We start from the raw sequence: 17,501 nt of genomic DNA on the forward strand, positions 1-17,501 counted from the left end.
CACTCCCCTTCATTCAACTCGAACGTGACGCAGCACACACTTGGTTCCCGCAAGATTGAAGGAATCGTTGTAACAGACCACCGCGTCCTAGACCCCGTCGGACGCGAGCCTGAGATCCACCCACAGGTCGGTCTCACCGTCCAGCACATACCGCTCGACCTCGGCGAACCCGCACTTCGCGGCGAAGCGCAGCCCGTCCTCGTTGACCGCGAGGACACATGTCTCGACCGCCCGGGCACCGAGTACGCGCGCGTGGCCGAGACCGTTCTCGTAGAGGGCGGCCCCGTACCCGCGCCGCCGGTACTCCGGCAGCACCCGGGCGATGACCGTCGCCACCGCGTCCTCCCCCTGCGGCGGCCGCACGGTGGAACAGCCGACGAGCACGTCCCCCACGTAGGCGTTCTCCAACCGGTAGCGCCCCGCCCGCTCGCGGACCTCGTCGAGATCCATCGCGGCGGGCGGCACGATCACGTTGTGGACGTGCCGCCACTGCTCCAGCATGGCCTCACCGGCCACGACCTCTATCCGAAGATCAGTCACCCGAGCAGGCTACGAGGCCACCGCCGCCCGCGAGGGCCGTCGCGCATACACCTCGATCTCGATCCGCATCCGGGGATCCGCGAGCCCGCACACCATCATCGTCGCCGCCGGCCGTACCTCGCCGAACACCCGCCGCAACGCCGGCCAGCACGGCTCGAAGTCCTCCCGCTCGGGCAGCAGATACCGCACCCGTACGACATCGGAGAACCCGCACCCCGCCTCGGCCAGCGCGTCGCCGATGTTCCGCAGACACTGCTCGGCCTGCTCCACCACGTCCTCGGAGATCCTCATGGTCGTGTAGTCGAACCCGGTGGTGCCGGAGACGTGCACCCAGTCGCCGTCGATCACCGCCCGCGCATACCCGATCTGCTCCTCGAACACCGAACCACTGAGTACCGCACGCCGCTCCGTCATGGCCGGAACGCTAGAGCCGTCGTGGTGAAGAAAAAAGTGGTTGATCGGTGGCCGAACGGTTCCTAGTGTGTGATGCACACGAGAAGGGAGGTGGTTCGGCAGATGTATGAATACCGGACGCGTGAGGTGACTGCGGGCTAGCGGCTCGCCACCACACCCAGTGCGGTGCCGGACCAGCACGTGAGAGAAGCGTGCAGCCGGCCCAATCCCAGCAGTCACCCGACCCGCGAGCTCGCCGGTACGTCCGGCCGGCTTCTTCGCCCGAGAGGCGAAGGACCCGAGCTCGCGGGTCGTCTGCGTTTCACGGGCTCAGGCGTTCCACCCTCCAGGAGCCGTCCGGTTCGGCGACGTAACGCAGGCGGTCGTGGAGGCGGTTGTTCCGGCCCTGCCAGAACTCCATCACGCGGGGCGCGACGCGGAAGCCGCCCCAGTGCGGGGGGACCGGGACCTGTTCGCCCTCGGGGTAGCGGGCGGAGAGTTCGGCGTAGGAGGCGTCGAGTTCGGTCCGTGAGGAGATCACCGAGGACTGGGCGCTGGCCCAGGCGCCCAGCTGGGAGCCGTGGGGGCGGGTGCGGAAGTACGCGGCCGTCTCGTCCCGCCCCGTGCGGCGGGCGGTGCCGGTGACGATGACCTGGCGGGCGATGGGATGCCAGGGGAAGAGCAGGGAGACGTACGGGTTCGCGGCGAGGTCCCGCGCCTTGCGGGAGTCGTAGTTCGTGTAGAAGACGAAGCCCTGCGTGTCGTACTGCTTCATCAGGACCGTGCGTGAGCTGGGACGGCCCTCGGCGTCCGCCGTGGAGACGACCATGGCGTTGGGCTCGTAGATCGTGCCGCCCGCGGCGGCCCGTGCGGCCTGTTCGAACCAGAGGGTGAACTGGTCCATGGGGTGGGCGGCGAGATCGCTCTCCTCGAAGCCTTCGACCCGGTAGTGCTTGCGCATGGCGGCCGGGTCGAGGATGGGTTCATGGTCGGTCACGCGGTCATCTTGCCGTATGCACGTACGACTTCGCGTGGCACTGAGTGCCGTTTGGGCTCCCCAAAGGTGACACTCGGAGATATCGTTCAGATGCCGTTCCGGTTGGGTGACCACCAACCGTTCGGGGCATCACCGGGGTGACCGTTTCGGACCGCGAGTCCTGAGAGTGACCGTGGAGCCGCTGCGGCACCCGCTTCCTGGCATTCTTCGCCGCGCCGCACACAGCATCTAGGAGCCGCCTGATGTCCGACTTCGTACCCGGGCTCGAGGGAGTCGTCGCGTTCGAGACGGAGATCGCCGAACCGGACAAGGAGGGTGGCGCCCTGCGCTACCGGGGGGTCGACATCGAGGACCTCGTCGGTCATGTCTCGTTCGGCAACGTCTGGGGGCTCCTGGTGGACGGAGCCTTCAATCCTGGGCTGCCGCCCGCCGAGCCGTTCCCCATTCCCGTCCACTCGGGTGACATCCGGGTGGACGTACAGTCGGCACTCGCCATGCTCGCCCCGGTGTGGGGCCTGAAACCGCTGCTCGACATCGACGAGGAGCAGGCCCGCGACGACCTCGCCCGCGCCGCGGTGATGGCGCTCTCGTACGTCGCCCAGTCCGCCCGCGGGCAGGGCCTGCCCATGGTGCCGCAGCGGGAGATCGACAAGGCGCACTCGGTCGTCGAGCGGTTCATGATCCGCTGGCGGGGCGAGCCCGACCCCAAGCACGTCGCGGCCGTGGACGCCTACTGGACGTCGGCCGCCGAGCACGGCATGAACGCCTCCACCTTCACCGCCCGGGTCATCGCCTCGACCGGCGCCGATGTGGCGGCCGCGCTGTCCGGTGCCGTGGGCGCCATGTCCGGGCCGCTGCACGGCGGTGCCCCGTCCCGGGTCCTCGGGATGATCGAGGAGATCGAGCGGACGGGTGACGCGGAGGCGTACGTCAAGCGGGCCCTGGACCAGGGCGAGCGGCTGATGGGCTTCGGACACCGGGTGTACCGGGCCGAGGACCCGCGCGCGCGGGTGCTGCGCCGTACGGCCCGTGAGCTGGGCGCTCCGCGCTTCGAGATCGCGGAGGCGCTGGAGAAGGCCGCGCTGGAGGAGCTGCACAACCGCCGTCCGGACCGGGTTCTGGCGACGAACGTGGAGTTCTGGGCGGCGATCATGCTGGACTTCGCCGAGGTTCCGGCGCACATGTTCACGTCGATGTTCACCTGCGCCCGTACGGCGGGCTGGTCGGCGCACATCCTTGAGCAGAAGCGGACGGGGCGGCTGGTCCGGCCGTCCGCACGCTATGTGGGGCCGGGGCCGCGCAGCCCGCAGGAGGTCGAGGGCTACGCGGACATCGCCCACTAGTCGCTATTCGCGTAGGCGCCGTTCACGCCGGGCTGAGCAGGTCCGCGTGGTGCCGTTCCGCCACCAGCGGGTGGGCCCTGAGCTTGCCCTTGAGCTCGTTGTAGCCGTACTCGGCGAAGAGCGGGTTGGCGGGGTCGTCGGTGATGCCCGGGGCGGTGGTCGCGTGCGGGAAGGGCAGCGGCTCCACCCGGGCGTCCAGCCGCGGGTTGTAGAAGAACGGGACGGAGAAGCGCTCGGTGGCGCCGGGCGGGCTGACGACGCGGTGGTTGGTGGCGATCAGATAGCCGTTGGTGGCCACTTCGAGCAGCTCGCCCAGGTTGACCACGAAGGCGCCCTCCAGCGGCGGCACGTCGTGGAAGAGCCCGTCCTCGCGCTGGACCTGCAGTCCGCCGACCGTGTCCTGGAGCAGCAGGGTCAGGAAGCCGTAGTCCTTGTGGGCGCCGACGCCCTGGTCGATGCCGTCGCCTGCGCTGCCGGGGTAGCGCACGAGCTTGAGGTGCGGGTGGGCGCTCCGGCCGAAGACCGGGTCGTAGAAGTCGGCGGGGGCGCCGATGGCGGCGAGCAGCTCGTGCAGGAGCCGGCCGGCGACGCCGCTGAGCCGGTCGATCCAGGCGAGCGCGGCGGTGCGCAGTTCGGGGAGGGCGGCGGGCCACTGGTTGGGGCCCTGCAGCCACCAGTAGGCGGGCTCGCCCGGTGCGGGGACGTGGGCGGGTCGTTCGGCGCCTATGTCGAGCTGGTCGCGCCAGTCGCGGGCGCCCCGGGTGCGTTCGTCGCCGGTGCGGGTGTAGCCGCGGAAGTGGGGCGAGTTCACGTTGTCGAGGGCGAGCCGGTCGGCCACCGGAAGCGCGAAGAAGGCGCGCATGGCGCTGACCAGCGCGTCGGTCTCGGCGCGGGTGACTCCGTGCCCGACGAGCTGGAAGAAGCCGACGTCGTGGGCTGCGCTGTGCAACTGGGCTCGGAGGAGGGCTCGGGCCTGGGGGCCGCGGTCGGCGGCAGACAGGTCGATGATCGGGAGTTGAGCGTACGACGGGTTCGTCGCGGTGTGCGTCGTCATGGATGCGTCCACAGGGTGTGTGGGCCACGGGCAGGCCGCCGAGGGTAGGGCGGCGCCCAGGATGCCGTAAGAAAGGGGAGAATAAAGGGGCTGATTCAGGCCGAAAGCCGACAGCCCATGCTTGTGACGCGCACGTAGTCCACGTGACGGCGTCGAACAAGCATCGGAGGCATGCGCCAAGAGTAACGCGCCCCGCCAACAAACCCCGGGGGCTGCCGACACCCCCTCGCGCCCCGACAGCATCTCCCCCAGTCATGCCCCTGCGCGGCCGCCGAGCCCCCGGACCCGTCGACAGCCCCGTGTGCCTTGGCGCTTTGGCCCGGCGGACGCCTCCGGCCCCGCTGCCGATTCCTCGACCCGCGCCGCCGCTCCCAGGAGCCCGCCGGACAGCCCCGCACGCGTCGGCGCCCTGGGCGCCGGCCCTCAGCCCAGCGCGCTCTCCAGCAGCGCCGTCCACTGGGCCACCACCCGCTCGCGGCGGCCCGTGTCGTCCGTGAGGAGGTTGGCCAGGCCCAGGCCACGGGCCATGTCGAGGAGGCCCTGGACCGCTTCCCGTACGCCGGGGCGGGACTCGTCGGCGCCCAGTAGCTCGACCGCTATGCGGTGGGTCTCCCGGCCGACGCGGGCCTCCAGCTCGGTGACCCGGGGTCGCAGCTGGTCCTCGTCGGAGGCGGCGACCCACAGGTGGAGGGCGGCGCGGAAGAGGGGGCCGGTGTAGAGGCCGACGAGCGCGGAGACGACGGCGCGGCGGTCGGCGGCGCCCTCGGGGAACAGGGCGCGCAGGGCCGTGGAGCGTTCCTCGGCGACGTACTCGACGGCCGCGGTGAACAGGTCCTCACGGGTGCGGAAGTGGTGCTGGGCGGCGCCGCGGGAGACTCCGGCGCGTTCCGCGACGACGGAGACCGTGGAGCCCGCCCAGCCGCGTTCGGCCAGGCAGGCCACGGCGGCCTCCAAGAGCCGCTGCCTGGTGGCCCGGCTGCGGTCCTGTTTCGGCAGGCGGTCGCTTTCGGCCGTACTCACACTCATCTCGCGCTCACATCACCCACGAGGGGTCCCGTCGTTCCAGGAAAGCCGTCATCCCCTCACGCGCCTGCGCGGAGGAGAACAGCCGGGCCGAGAGCGCGGTGAGATCCGCCGCGTCCCGGTCGAAGGCTTCCAGCACCCTAGCCGTGAGCAGCTGTTTCGTCTCGGCCAGGCCCTGCGGGGACGATCGGCGCAGTCCGTCGAGGATGGGGGCGAGGACGGCGTCGACGTCGTCCCCGGCCGCCGTGACGAGGCCGATGCGGGCGGCCTCGGCCGCGTCGAACCGTTCGCCGGTGAGGTAGTAGCGGGCGAGGGCGCGCGGGTCGGCGCGCGGGATCACCGGGAGGGAGATGACGGCCGGCGCGACCCCGATCCGTACCTCGGTGAACGCGAAGCTGGACGCGGCGGACGCGGCCGCGATGTCGCACGCGGTGAGCAGCCCCAGCCCGCCCGCGCGGACGTGTCCGGTCACCCTGGCCACGACGGGTTTGCGCAGTTCGACGATCTGCCGCAGCACGTGGACCAGGGCGTCGGGGTGGGGCGGGTCGCGCAGGTCCGCTCCGGCGCAGAACGTGTTGCCGGAGTGGGTGAGGATGACGGCCCGTACGTCGCCGTCCTTGGCGCACTCGGTCAGCGCGTCCGCGAGCTCGCCGACGAGCGCGGCCGACAGGGCGTTGCGGGTGTCGGCCGAGTCCAGGCTGAGGGTTTCGACGCCACGCGCGCGCGTGCGTCCGATCAGTGTCACTTCCGCTCCCTGAGTTCGCGCGGTTCCAGCGGTCCCCGCAGATCCCGCAGTTCCCGGCGGAGGATCTTGCCGGAGGCGGCCCTGGGCACGCCGTCGATGAAGGTGACCTGCCGGACGCGCTTGTAAGGGGCGACGCGTTCGGCGACGTACGCCATGACCTCGTCCTCGGTGAGGTCCCCGGCGGTGGGCTGGCGCACGACGTGGGCGTGCGGGACTTCGTTGTTGTCCTCGTTGTAGACGCCGATGACGGCGGCGTCGGCGATGCCGGGATGCGTGAGGAGCAGCGCCTCCAGCTCGGCTGGTGCCACCTGGAAGCCCTTGTACTTGATGAGTTCCTTCACGCGGTCGACGACGAACAGCCAGCCGTCGGCGTCCACATGGCCGACGTCACCGGTGTGCAGCCAGCCGTCGGCGTCGATCATGTCGGCGGTGGCCTCGGGGCGGCCCAGGTAGCCCTTCATGACCTGGGGTCCGCGGATGAGGATCTCGCCGGGCTCACCGCCGGCGACGTCCTTGTCGGGGTCGTCGAGGGAGACGACGCGCATCTCGGTGCCCGCTATGAGCTTGCCGACCGTGCCGGGAGGTGCCTGGTGCATGGCGTCGAGCGGAACGACATGCGTGCCGGGCGAGAGTTCCGTCATGCCGTAGGCCTGGCCGACCGGCGGCAGGCCCAGCCGCTCGGAGCAGGCGGCGGCGAGCTGGGCGTCCAGGGGCGCGGCGGCGCTGATGATGTACCGCAGGGAGGACAGGTCGTAGCGGGCGACGGCCGGGTGCTTGGCGAGGGCGAGGACGATCGGCGGGGCGACGTACAGGCCGGTGATGCGGTGGTTCTCGATGGCCGCGAGGAACGTCTCCAGGTCGAAGCGGGGCAGCACGACGACGGTGGCGCCATTGCGCAGGGGCGCGTTCATGAGCGCGGTGAGGCCGTAGATGTGGAAGAAGGGCAGGACGGCGAGGATGCGTTCGCCGGGTCCGGCCGTGACGGCGGGTTCGAGCTGGGCGAGGTTGGTGGCGATCTGCCGGTGGGTGAGCATCACGCCCTTGGGGATGCCGGTGGTGCCCGAGGAGTAGGGCAGTACGGCAATGTCCTCGACCGGGTCGGTGAAGACGTCCGGCTCGGGCGCGTCGGAGGCGATCAGGTCGAGCAGGGAGCGGTGTCCGGACGCGTTGTCGCACACGAATATCTCCCGTATGCCGCCCGCGAGTTCGGCGGCACGGCGGGCCGACTCCAGCAGCGGCGAGACGGTGACGATCCAGCGGGCGGCCGAGTCCCGCAGCTGCTTGGCGAACTCCTCGGGCGTGGCGAGCGGGTGCACGGTGGTGACGGTGGCACCCGCGCGCGTGGCGGCGTAGAAGGCGGTCGGGAAGGCGACGGTGTTGGGGCTGTGCAGGGCGAGGACGTCGCCCTTGCGTACCCCCGCCTCGGCGAGGGCGGCGGCGATGCGCCGGTGGAACCGGTCCAGTTGTCCGTACGTGAGGGTGGTGCCGTCGGTGCCGTCGATCAGGGCGGGATGGTCGCCGAACTCGGCGGCCCGGCCCAGAACGGCCTCGTGGATGGGGAGTTCGACGGCCGGGACGTCTGCGTACTCGCTGCGGAACACGGTTCCTCCTCGGGCGACGGGGTGCGCCAATGCGGCCTAGTACGACTTGGGCAGGCCGAGGGACTGGTGGGAAACGTAGTTGAGAATCATCTCCCGGCTCACCGGTGCTATACGAGCCACGCGCGCCGCCGTTATCAACGAGGCGAGTCCGAACTCGCGCGTGAGCCCGTTGCCGCCGAGGGTGTGCACGGCCTGGTCCACGGCCTTCACGCAGGCCTCTCCGGCCGCGTACTTGGCCATGTTGGCGGCCTCACCGGCGCCGATGTCGTCCCCGGCGTCGTAGAGGTGGGCGCCCTTCTGCATCATCAGGCGGGCCAGTTCGAGGTCGATGTGCGCCTGCGCGAGGGGGTGGGCGATGGCCTGGTGGGCGCCGATCGGGGTCTTCCAGACGGTGCGGTCGCGGGCGTACTCGATCGCCCTGGACAGGGCGTAGCGCCCCATGCCGATCGCGAACGCGGCCGTCATGATCCGCTCGGGGTTGAGCCCGGCGAAGAGCTGGAGCAGCCCCGCGTCCTCGTCGCCGACGAGCGCGTCGGCGGGCAGTCGTACGTCGTCGAGGACCAGCTCGAACTGCTTCTCCGCTCCGTGCAGTTCCATGTCGATCTGCCGCCGCTGGAAGCCTTCGGCGTCGCGCGGGACGATGAACAGGCAGGGCTTGAGGCTGCCGGTGCGGGCGTCCTCGGTACGGCCGACGATCAGGACGGCGTCGGCGTGGTCGACGCCGGAGATGAACACCTTGCGGCCGCTCAACAGCCAGTCCCCGGTGTCACCGTCCCTGCGTGCCGTCGTGGTGATGCGGTGGGAGTTGGAGCCGGCGTCGGGCTCGGTGATGCCGAAGGCCATGAGCCGGGTGCCGTCGGCGAGTCCGGGGAGCCAGGCGCGCTTCTGTTCCTCGGTGCCGAAGCGGGAGATGACGGTGCCGCAGATGGCGGGCGAGACGACGAGCATGAGGAGAGGACAGCCGGCGGCGCCCAGTTCTTCGAGGACGATGGAGAGCTCGGCGATGCCACCGCCTCCGCCGCCGTACTCCTCGGGGAGGTTCACGCCGAGGTAGCCGAGCTTGGCGGCTTCCGCCCAGAGCTCGGTGGGCTGGGCGCCTTCGGCGACGACGCGGGCGAGGTATTCGCGGCCGTAGCGCTTGCCGAGGGCGGCGACGGCCGCCCGCAGCGCTTTGTGTTCGTCGGATTCGGTGACAGGGCTCATGGGTCTCCTAAGAGAAGGGGGCTGCAGGCCGTCTGGAGGGTGCGGGTCGTGTGTGGCTGGTCGCGCAGTTCCCCGCGCCCCTAGGTTTCCTGCACTACCGCGAGCAACATGCCGGGCTCCACCTGCTGACCGGGTTTCGCGTGCAGGGCGCTGAGCGTGCCGGAGGCCGGTGCGGTGATCCGGTGCTGCATCTTCATCGCCTCCAGCCAGATCAGGGGGTCCCCCGCGCGTACGGCGGCCCCCACGGCCAGGCCGTCGGCGATACGGACGACCGTGCCGGGCATGGGGGCGAGCAGCGAGCCGGGGGCGTGGTGTTCGGTCGGTTCGGGGAAGCGGGGCAGGGCGGTGAGGGCGGTCGCGTTGACGTACACCCGGTCGCCGTGGCGGGCGACATCGAACTTCCTCCGCACGCCGTCCGCTTCGAGTACGACGAGACACGCGTCGGCGTGCACGACCCGGACGCCGTCCGCGGTGAGGCCGTCCCTGGTGTGCCGGTACCGGGCCTCGTGCTCCGCGCCCGCCATCAGATAGCGCTTGATCTGCGGCTGGGAGGACAGGTTGCGCCAGCCGCCGAAGCGGGAGCGGCCGTGGGCGTCGGCGAGGGCGGCGGCGAGGGGCGCGTACGGGTCGGGGGCGGGCTCGGCCAGGTCGGCGAGGTGGCGGTCGTAGAAGCCGGTGTCCATGCGGGCCGCCGTGAACTCCGGGTGCCGCAGGGAGCGGACCAGCAGCTCGCGGTTGGTGACGGGGCCGTGGATCCGCGCCCGCTCCAGGGCGCCGGAGAGCCTGCGCAGGGCCTCCGCGCGTGTGGGGGCGTGGGCGACGGTCTTGGCGAGCATCGGGTCGTAGTGGACGCCGATGTCGTCGCCGCCGGTGTAGCCGGTGTCGAGGCGGACGCCGTCCGGTACGGCGAGGTGGTGCAGGGTGCCGGTCTGCGGGGCCCAGTCGCGGGACGGGTCCTCGGCGTAGAGGCGGGCCTCGATCGCGTGGCCGCGCGCACCCGGCGGATCCGTGGCGAGGGCATGACCCTCGGCGATCCGGATCTGCTCGGCGACCAGGTCGAGCCCGAACACCGCCTCCGTGACGGGGTGTTCGACCTGGAGGCGGGTGTTCATCTCCAGGAAGTGGGCCCTGCCGTCGGCGACGAGGAACTCGACGGTGCCGGCGCCCACGTAGTCGACCGCGCGGGCGGCGTGGCCGGCCATCTCGTACAGCTCGACAGTCAGTTCGGGATTCAAACCCGGTGCCGGTGCCTCCTCGATCACCTTCTGGTGGCGGCGCTGGAGGGAGCAGTCGCGGGTGCCGAGCGTCCAGACGGTGCCGTGGGTGTCGGCGAGGACCTGCACCTCGACATGGCGGCCGCGCTCCACATAGGGCTCGACGAAGACCTCGCCGTCCCCGAAGGCGCTCGCGGCCTCGGCGCGTGCGCTCTCCAGCGCGCCGCCGAGCTCCTCCAGGGCGCGTACGATCCGCATCCCGCGCCCGCCACCGCCCGCGGCCGCCTTCACCAGCACGGGCAGATCGGCCGCGGTGACCTCGCGCAACGGCTCGATCCCCATCAGCTCCTTGGCACGCGTCTTGGACGCCATCGCCTCGATCGCCTCCGGGGACGGGCCGATCCAGACCAGTCCCGCGTCGAGGACGGCGCGCGCGAAGTCGGGGTTCTCGGAGAGGAAGCCGTAGCCGGGGTGCACGGCGTCCGCGCCGGCCGCGACGGCCGCCTTCACGATCAGGTCGCCGCGCAGATACGTCTCGGCGGGCGTCGCACCCGGCAGCCGTACCGCCGTGTCGGCCACGCGCGCGTGGAGGGCGTGCTCGTCGGCGTCGGAGTGCACGGCGACCGTCCGGATTCCCAACTCACCGCAGGTGCGGAAGATCCGGCAGGCGATCTCGCCCCGGTTGGCGACCAGCAGAGTCGAAATCATGAGCCTCACATCCGGAAGACGCCGAAGCCACCCCGCGCGCCCTCGTAGGACGCGGTGTGGATGGCGGACAGACACAGGCCGAGAACGGTGCGGGTGTCGCGCGGATCGATGACGCCGTCGTCGTACAGCCGCCCGGACAGGAACATCGGCAGCGACTCGGACTCGATCTGCTGCTCCACCATGGCGCGCAGGGCCGCGTCGGCGTCCTCGTCGTACGGCTGCCCCTTGGCGACCGCCGACTGCCGGGCGACGATCGACAGCACGCCGGCGAGCTGCTGCGGGCCCATGACGGCGGACTTGGCGCTGGGCCAGGCGAACAGGAAGCGCGGGTCGTAGGCCCGGCCGCACATGCCGTAGTGCCCGGCCCCGTAGGAGGCGCCCATGAGCACGGACAGGTGCGGCACGCGCGAGTTGGAGACCGCGTTGATCATCATCGCGCCGTGCTTGATGATCCCGCCCTGCTCATACTCCTTGCCGACCATGTAGCCGGTGGTGTTGTGCAGGAAGAGCAGCGGGATGTCGCGCTGGTTGGCGAGCTGGATGAACTGGGCGGCCTTCTGCGACTCCTCGCTGAACAGGACGCCCTGCGCATTGGCGAGGATGCCCACCGGATAGCCGTGCAGGGACGCCCAGCCGGTGGCGAGGCTCGTCCCGTACAACGGCTTGAACTCGTCGAAGTCGGAGGCGTCGACGACACGGGCGATGACCTCGCGCGGGTCGAAGGGGATCTTCAGATCGCCGGGGACGATGCCGAGCAGCTCCTCCGGGTCGTACTTCGGCGGGGCCACCGGGCCCGGATCGTCGTACGCCTTGCGGTGGTTGAGGCGGGCGACCACGCGCCGCGCCTGCCGCAGCGCGTCCTGCTCGTCCACGGCGAAGTAGTCCGCGAGCCCGGACACGCGCGCGTGCATCTCGGCGCCGCCCAGGGACTCGTCGTCGCTCTCCTCGCCGGTCGCCATCTTCACCAGCGGCGGCCCGCCCAGGAACACCTTCGCGCGCTCCTTGACCATGATCACGTGGTCGGACATACCGGGGACGTAGGCGCCACCGGCGGTCGAGTTCCCGAAGACGACGGCGACGGTGGGGATTCCGGCGGCGGACAGCCGGGTCAGGTCCCGGAAGATGGCGCCTCCGGGGATGAAGATCTCCTTCTGGGAGGGCAGATCGGCGCCCCCGGACTCGACCAGGCTGATGCAGGGCAGCCGGTTGGCGAGCGCGATGTCGTTGGCCCGCAGCGCCTTCTTCAGGCTCCAGGGGTTGCTGGCGCCGCCGCGCACGGTCGGGTCGTTTGCGGTGATCAGGCACTCGACGCCCTCGACCACCCCGATACCGGTGACGAGAGAGGCGCCCACGGCGTAGTCGCTGCCCCAGGCGGCCAGCGGCGACAGCTCCAAGAACGGTGTGTCCGGGTCCAGGAGCAGCTCGATGCGCTCGCGCGCGAGCAGCTTGCCACGCCCCCGGTGCCGCTGGACGTACTTCTCACCGCCGCCCGCGAGCGCCTTGGCGTGCTCGGCGTCGAGGTCGGCGAGCTTGGCGAGCATGGCCTCGCGGTTCGCCCGGTAGTCCTGGCCGTTGCGGTCCAGGGCGGAGGAGAGGACGGTCAAAGGAGGACCTCCGGGATGTCCAGATGACGGGAGCGCAGCCATTCGCCGAGGGCCTTGGCCTGCGGATCGAAACGGTGCCGGGCGGCGACGCCCTCGCCGAGGATTCCCTCGACGACAAAGTTCAGGGCGCGGAGGTTGGGCAGGAGGTGGCGCACCACGACCAGCCCACGGCTCTCGGGAATCAACTCCCGGAACCGTTCGACGGTCAGCTCGTGGGCGAGCCACCGCCATGCCTCGTCGGAGCGCGCCCAGACCCCCACGTTGGCGTTCCCGCCCTTGTCACCGCTGCGGGCACCGGCGATCAGACCGAGGGAGGCACGACGCGTGGGCCCTGCTGGCAGGGGATCCGGGAGGGACGGCGCCGGTACGTCACCGAGTACGGCGGTGTCATGGGGCGCAGCCACATGGACCCGCCGTCCATCGTCAAGGACGGCCACCTGGTCGACGGCACCATGGGGAACGTACACACTCTCAAAGACTCCATAGGGCGCCCCCTTCCCCGGTGGTGCGACCACATGGAACCCGGGGTAACTGGCCAGCGCCAGCTCGATCGCGGCCCCACTCAGCGCACGCCCCACGACCCCCTGATCGGGATCGCGCACGACGAGCCGGAGCAGGGCGCTCGCAGTCTCCTCGGTGTCCGAGTCGGGGCGGTCGGTACGGACGAGCTCCCACCGCACGTCACTGGGCGGCGACTTGGCAAGGGCGTCGGACATCTGCTCCCGCACGAGAGCGGCCTTGCCCTCGATGTCGAGCCCGGTCAGGACGAAGACGACCTCGTTGCGGAAGCCGCCGAGCTTGTTGAGGCCGACCTTGAGGGTGGGGGGCGGGGCCTCGCCGTGCACCCCCTCGATACGGACGCGGTCGTGGCCGTCCTGGGTGAGCCGCACGGTGTCGAGGCGGGCGGTGACATCGGGCCCGGCATACCGGGCACCGCCCGTCTCGTACAGCAGCTGAGCGGTGACGGTACCGACGTCCACGAACCCACCGGTGCCGGGATGCTTGGTGATGACGCAGCTGCCGTCCTCGTGGATCTCGGCGAGCGGGAAGCCGGGCCGCCGTACGTCGCCGTCCCCGAAGAAGGCGTAGTTCCCGCCGGTGGCCTGCGTCCCGCACTCCAGGACGTGCCCCGCGACGACGGCGCCCGCCAGCCGGTCGTACTCCCCCGGCTGCCAGCCGAAGTGGGCGGCGGCGGGGCCGGTGACGAGGGCCGCGTCGGTGACCCGCCCGGTGACCACGATGTCAGCGCCCTCGCGCAGACAGCCGGCGATACCGAAGCCGCCGAGGTAGGCGTGGGCGGCGAGGCTACCGGGGTAGGCGGGGGTGAGGTCGTCACCCTCGACGTGGGCGACGCGCAGGGGGATGCCGAGGCGGCTCGCCAACTTCCGTACGGCGTCGGCGAGTCCGGCGGGGTTGAGGCCGCCGGCGTTGGTGACGATGCGGACGCCGCGCTCTTGTGCGAGCCCCAGACACTCCTCCAGCTGGCGCAGGAAGGTGCGGGCATACCCGGCGGCGGGATCCTTGAGCCGGTCCCGGCCCAGGATCAGCATGGTCAGCTCGGCGAGGTAGTCCCCCGTGAGGACATCCAGTTCACCGCCGGTGAGCATCTCGCGCATGGCGTCGAACCGGTCGCCGTAGAAGCCGGAGGCGTTGCCTATGCGCAGGGTCACTCCGTGTCCCCCTTCGGGGGACGTCCATCGCCGGGCGGGCCCGCGAAGGCCTGGGCGATGTCGAGCCAGCGGTCGGCGTCCGGCCCTTCGGCACGTACGGCGAGGTCGGCGCGGTGGGCACGCTGGGTGACCAGGAGACAGAAGTCGAGGGCGGCCGCGGTGACACGCTGGGAGGCGTCTTCAGGGCCGTAGGTCCACGTATCCCCGGAGGGACCGAGGATCTCCACGCGAAATTCCTCGGCAGGTGCGGGCAACCCATGAGCCCCGAAGGCGAAGTCCCGGGCGCGCACACCGATGCGGACCACATGCTTCAGCCGGTCGGTGGGTGCGGGGACCACACCCAGGGTGTCGGCGACGTCCTGGCCGTGGGCCCAGGTCTCCATGAGCCGGCCGGTGGCCATGGAGGCGGCGGACATGGGTGGCCCGTACCAGGGGAAGCGGGCGCCGGGCCGGGACTCGCGCAGGGCCCGGTCGAGCGCGGCGCGCCCCTCACGCCAGGTCGACAGCAGCACCGGGGGCGGAAGTTGGGCGCCGGTCTCGGCCCCCTCGTCCACGAAGGTCTCAGGCGCCGCGAGGGCCTTCTCGACCAGGCCGCGGAAGGCATCGGCGTCCGTGACGGCGAGGAGGGCGGAGCGGTCGGTCCAGGCGAGGTGGGCGATCTGGTGGGCGACGGTCCATTTGGGCGCGGGGGTCGGGAGGGCCCACTGTTCCGGGCGCAACTCGGCCACGAGCCGGTCGAGTTCTTCGCTTTCGTCACGCAGATCGTCGAACACGGGCGTCGGATCGGACATGGGGGGAGCATGGCAGCGCCACCAGAAACAATCAAGCGTGCTTGCATGAATTTCTTTTTCCACAACCCGTCACTTGATTGCACCTACCTAGCTACTCTCGGTGACTGGAGATTGGAGGTGGTTGCCATGCGAAGCCGCGAACTCGACCCAAGTGCGTCGCCGCTGGACTACTACGGGTATGAACTTCGGCGAGCTCGGGAGGCAGCGGGGCTGACGCTGGCGCAACTGGGGTCGATCGTCTTCTGCACGGGGTCACTGATCGGGCAGATCGAGACGGCGGCGAAGGTTCCGCAGCGGGACTTTTCCGAGAGGTTGGATGCGGCTCTGGGGACGGATGGACTGTTCTCACGGTTGGTGGGGCTGGTTTTGCGGAGCCAGTTGCCTAGTTGGTTTCAGCCTTATGCGGAGATGGAGGCGAACGCAACGAACATCTCCACGTACCAGGCGCAGGTGGTGTACGGGCTTCTCCAGACTCCCGCGTATGCACGAGCGGTACTGGACGCGGGGTTGGCGGAGAGACTGGACGAGCAGGTGGTGGCGCGGTTGGAGCGGCAGCGGATCCTTGCCCGGGAGCAGCCGCCGCTGGTGTGGGTGGTGTTGGACGAGGTCGTGCTGCACAGGCCGTTCGGCGGCCAGGAGGTAATGCGGGAGCAACTCGCGCACCTATTGTCGTTCCAGAACCGACGCGAGGTGCGCGTGCAGGTGCTGCCGCTGGGGGTAGGCCAACACCCCGCCACGGCAGGAGGGTTCACGGTGATGCGCTTCGACGACCATGCCGACATCACGTACTCCGAGAACTACGACTCCGGTTTCGTGACCGCCAATTCGAGCATCGTCAAGGACTGTTCGCATCGTTACGATCATCTTCAGGCCGCTGCCCTCTCCATCGAGGACTCGGCCAAGCTGATCGCCCGTGTCCGGGAGGAACGCTATGCAGAACAGCCGCAACCTACTGAAGGCCCAGTGGCATAAGTCGTCGTACAGCGGAGGGACCGGAGGCGAATGCGTCGAGTGCGCCCCTCTGGGCACCGCCACCTGGCGTAAGTCGTCCTACAGCGGCGGCACTGGCGGTGATTGCGTCGAGGTCGCCGACCTCACCCCCCACATAGCCGTCCGCGACTCCAAGAACGTCGTCGGCCCTCACGTGACCTTCTCCGGCACCGCCTGGGCCAACTTCCTCACGTACGCCGCGAAGTGACCGTGGGGGCCGCCCGCTTCTTTGTCAGTGTCGTGCTTCCACGCCCCGAGTAAAGGGCGCTCCGCTGTCGCTCCGCGTCGCCTTCGGCGATGGCCCTGCGGGCCACCCTTGACTAGGGGCGTTCCAGCACGGGTTAGAAGCGAGCGGGCGGCCCGGAAAGACGGGTGGCCAGCGGAGTTCGCGGGCAACCGTCGGCTGCGTTCTCGCCCGGGGATCGCGGGCGCAGCCGCGCCTCGCCTGCACGCCGGGTCGGCTTGGCGGCCCACGGCCGGTGGGCAATACGGCGCGAGAGGCGAGTGGCGGCACGCCGGGTCGGCTTGGCGGCCCACGGCCGGTGGGCAATACGGCGCGAGAGGCGAGTGGCGGCACGCCGGGTCGGCTTGGCGGCCCACGGCCGGTGGGCAATACGACGGCAGCGGGGCCGGGGTGGGATCCCGATGGGACCTGGCAGCCTGGCGGACTGCAGTCGCAGGACGGAGAGGGGAGCACAGGTGGGGCACGCGGACGCGGGCGTCCCTGCAGCCCATGCCGGGGTTCCCCTGGCCAATTCCTTCTAATCACTCACTCCTGCGTGACCGGAGTGGCCGATGTGACAAGCGAGGCATTGCTTCCTGCCATCCAGTGGGCAATTGGACGATCTGGGACACCGCAGCACCTCACCACCAGCCTGTTCTCACCCAGTCACTGACCCAAACCGACCAATCACCGCCCAGAGCCCCTTCCACGCCCCGCCTCAAGGCCCTGCCCCCAACGACCGACCTCAAGCCGCCGAACCCGGCCCGGCGTGCCACCACCCGGCCGATGCGCACCCTGTCCCACCGGCGGCAGGCCGCCACTCCGACCCGGCGTGCCGCCACCCAGCTTCCGCGCTCCACCGCCCACCGGCCGCAAGCCGCTTAGCTCACCCGGCGTGCAGGCGAGGCGCGAGCGCGCCCCCTCCACCCCGGATACGACCGCAGCCGACCCGAGGGCCCGACCCACCCAAGCCGGCCACTTTCCCGGGCTGCCCGCTCGCTTCTCACCCGTGCTGGAACGCCCCTAGTCAAGGGTGCCCCGCAGGGGCATCGCCGAAGGCGACGCGACCGAAGGGAGCGCCCTTTACTCGGGGCGTGGAAGCACGACACTGACCAAGAAGCGGGCGGCCCCACAGCCACTTACAAACTCCGCCCACACCCATTCCCCCAAGTCCCGCTTCCCCACCCCCCACTTGTCAGAGAACGCCGCCACGAGCAACAGCCCACACCCACCCTCATCCGCCTCGTCCATGACCCTCGGCACACCGAGTCCGCCTGGCATACCGCCCACCCGGCCGACGCATGCCCGGCCGTCCACCGGCCGCAAGCCCACCCGGCGTGCCACCACCCAGCCTCCGCGCTCCACCGCCCACCGGCCGCAAGCCGCTAAACCCACCCGGCGT

The 17,501-nt window shown here is 70.7% G+C and carries 15 protein-coding genes; 3 read left to right on the forward strand and 12 right to left on the reverse strand.

The annotated features are described in order from the left end of the window. Positions 1–87: 87 nt before the first annotated feature. From N8I87_RS17920 to pdxH, 3 genes are all read right to left on the reverse strand, one after another. Positions 88–540, reverse strand: a complete 453-nt coding sequence (locus N8I87_RS17920; protein WP_263210038.1) for a GNAT family N-acetyltransferase — start codon at positions 538–540, stop codon at positions 88–90. A 9-nt stretch (positions 541–549) separates the two neighbouring features. After that, positions 550–954, reverse strand: coding sequence for a RidA family protein (locus tag N8I87_RS17925; RefSeq protein ID WP_263210039.1), 405 nt, complete (start codon positions 952–954; stop codon positions 550–552). Between the two features lie 301 nt (positions 955–1,255). Beyond that, positions 1,256–1,894, reverse strand: coding sequence for a pyridoxamine 5'-phosphate oxidase (gene pdxH, locus N8I87_RS17930; RefSeq protein ID WP_263216530.1), 639 nt, complete (start codon positions 1,892–1,894; stop codon positions 1,256–1,258). Positions 1,895–2,172: 278 nt separating this feature from the next. On the opposite strand from pdxH, the gene N8I87_RS17935 reads away from it, so the two are divergent. Then, positions 2,173–3,273 (forward strand): citrate synthase 2, encoded by a 1,101-nt coding sequence (locus N8I87_RS17935; RefSeq protein WP_263210040.1) that lies wholly within the window; start codon positions 2,173–2,175, stop codon positions 3,271–3,273. Between the two features lie 22 nt (positions 3,274–3,295). Here the strand turns inward: N8I87_RS17935 and N8I87_RS17940 are convergent, their stop codons facing one another. The 9 genes from N8I87_RS17940 to N8I87_RS17980 all read right to left on the reverse strand — a co-directional run bounded on the left by N8I87_RS17940 (position 3,296) and on the right by N8I87_RS17980 (position 14,886). Then, positions 3,296–4,327, reverse strand: a complete 1,032-nt coding sequence (locus N8I87_RS17940; protein ID WP_263210041.1) for an isopenicillin N synthase family dioxygenase — start codon at positions 4,325–4,327, stop codon at positions 3,296–3,298. Between the two features lie 423 nt (positions 4,328–4,750). After that, positions 4,751–5,353, reverse strand: a complete 603-nt coding sequence (locus tag N8I87_RS17945) for a TetR/AcrR family transcriptional regulator (RefSeq protein ID WP_263210042.1) — start codon at positions 5,351–5,353, stop codon at positions 4,751–4,753. A gap of 7 nt (positions 5,354–5,360) precedes the next feature. Continuing rightward, positions 5,361–6,095: an enoyl-CoA hydratase family protein gene (locus tag N8I87_RS17950; protein ID WP_263210043.1), complete on the reverse strand. Its 735-nt coding sequence runs from the start codon at positions 6,093–6,095 to the stop codon at positions 5,361–5,363. After that, on the reverse strand, positions 6,092–7,696 hold the full coding sequence (locus N8I87_RS17955) for a 4-coumarate--CoA ligase family protein (protein WP_263210045.1): 1,605 nt from the start codon (positions 7,694–7,696) through the stop codon (positions 6,092–6,094). The genes N8I87_RS17950 and N8I87_RS17955 overlap by 4 nt, the downstream gene beginning before the upstream one ends. Before the next feature lie 36 nt (positions 7,697–7,732). Further along, on the reverse strand, positions 7,733–8,899 hold the full coding sequence (locus N8I87_RS17960) for an acyl-CoA dehydrogenase family protein (RefSeq protein ID WP_263210047.1): 1,167 nt from the start codon (positions 8,897–8,899) through the stop codon (positions 7,733–7,735). 80 nt (positions 8,900–8,979) lie between these two features. After that, on the reverse strand, positions 8,980–10,821 hold the full coding sequence (locus N8I87_RS17965) for an acetyl/propionyl/methylcrotonyl-CoA carboxylase subunit alpha (RefSeq protein WP_263210049.1): 1,842 nt from the start codon (positions 10,819–10,821) through the stop codon (positions 8,980–8,982). 5 nt (positions 10,822–10,826) lie between these two features. Continuing rightward, entirely contained in the window at positions 10,827–12,425 is a 1,599-nt protein-coding gene (locus N8I87_RS17970; protein ID WP_263210050.1) for an acyl-CoA carboxylase subunit beta, read from the reverse strand. Further along, on the reverse strand, positions 12,422–14,095 hold the full coding sequence (locus N8I87_RS17975) for an acyclic terpene utilization AtuA family protein (protein ID WP_263210052.1): 1,674 nt from the start codon (positions 14,093–14,095) through the stop codon (positions 12,422–12,424). The genes N8I87_RS17970 and N8I87_RS17975 overlap by 4 nt, the downstream gene beginning before the upstream one ends. Beyond that, the gene (locus tag N8I87_RS17980) at positions 14,092–14,886 is read right to left on the reverse strand and encodes a TIGR03084 family metal-binding protein (protein ID WP_263210053.1); all 795 of its coding nucleotides are present in this window, start codon (positions 14,884–14,886) and stop codon (positions 14,092–14,094) included. Before N8I87_RS17980 ends, N8I87_RS17975 begins: the two co-directional genes overlap by 4 nt. A gap of 126 nt (positions 14,887–15,012) precedes the next feature. Here N8I87_RS17980 and N8I87_RS17985 point away from each other — a divergent pair, with 126 nt between their 5' ends. Continuing rightward, a complete protein-coding gene (locus N8I87_RS17985) occupies positions 15,013–15,858 on the forward strand; it encodes a helix-turn-helix domain-containing protein (RefSeq protein ID WP_263210055.1) in 846 nt (281 codons plus the stop codon). Beyond that, positions 15,818–16,084, forward strand: a complete 267-nt coding sequence (locus N8I87_RS17990; RefSeq protein ID WP_263210056.1) for a DUF397 domain-containing protein — start codon at positions 15,818–15,820, stop codon at positions 16,082–16,084. The genes N8I87_RS17985 and N8I87_RS17990 overlap by 41 nt, the downstream gene beginning before the upstream one ends. The last annotated feature ends 1,417 nt before the right edge of the window (positions 16,085–17,501 follow it).

Source organism: Streptomyces sp. HUAS 15-9, from assembly GCF_025642155.1.
Lineage (GTDB): Bacteria > Actinomycetota > Actinomycetes > Streptomycetales > Streptomycetaceae > Streptomyces.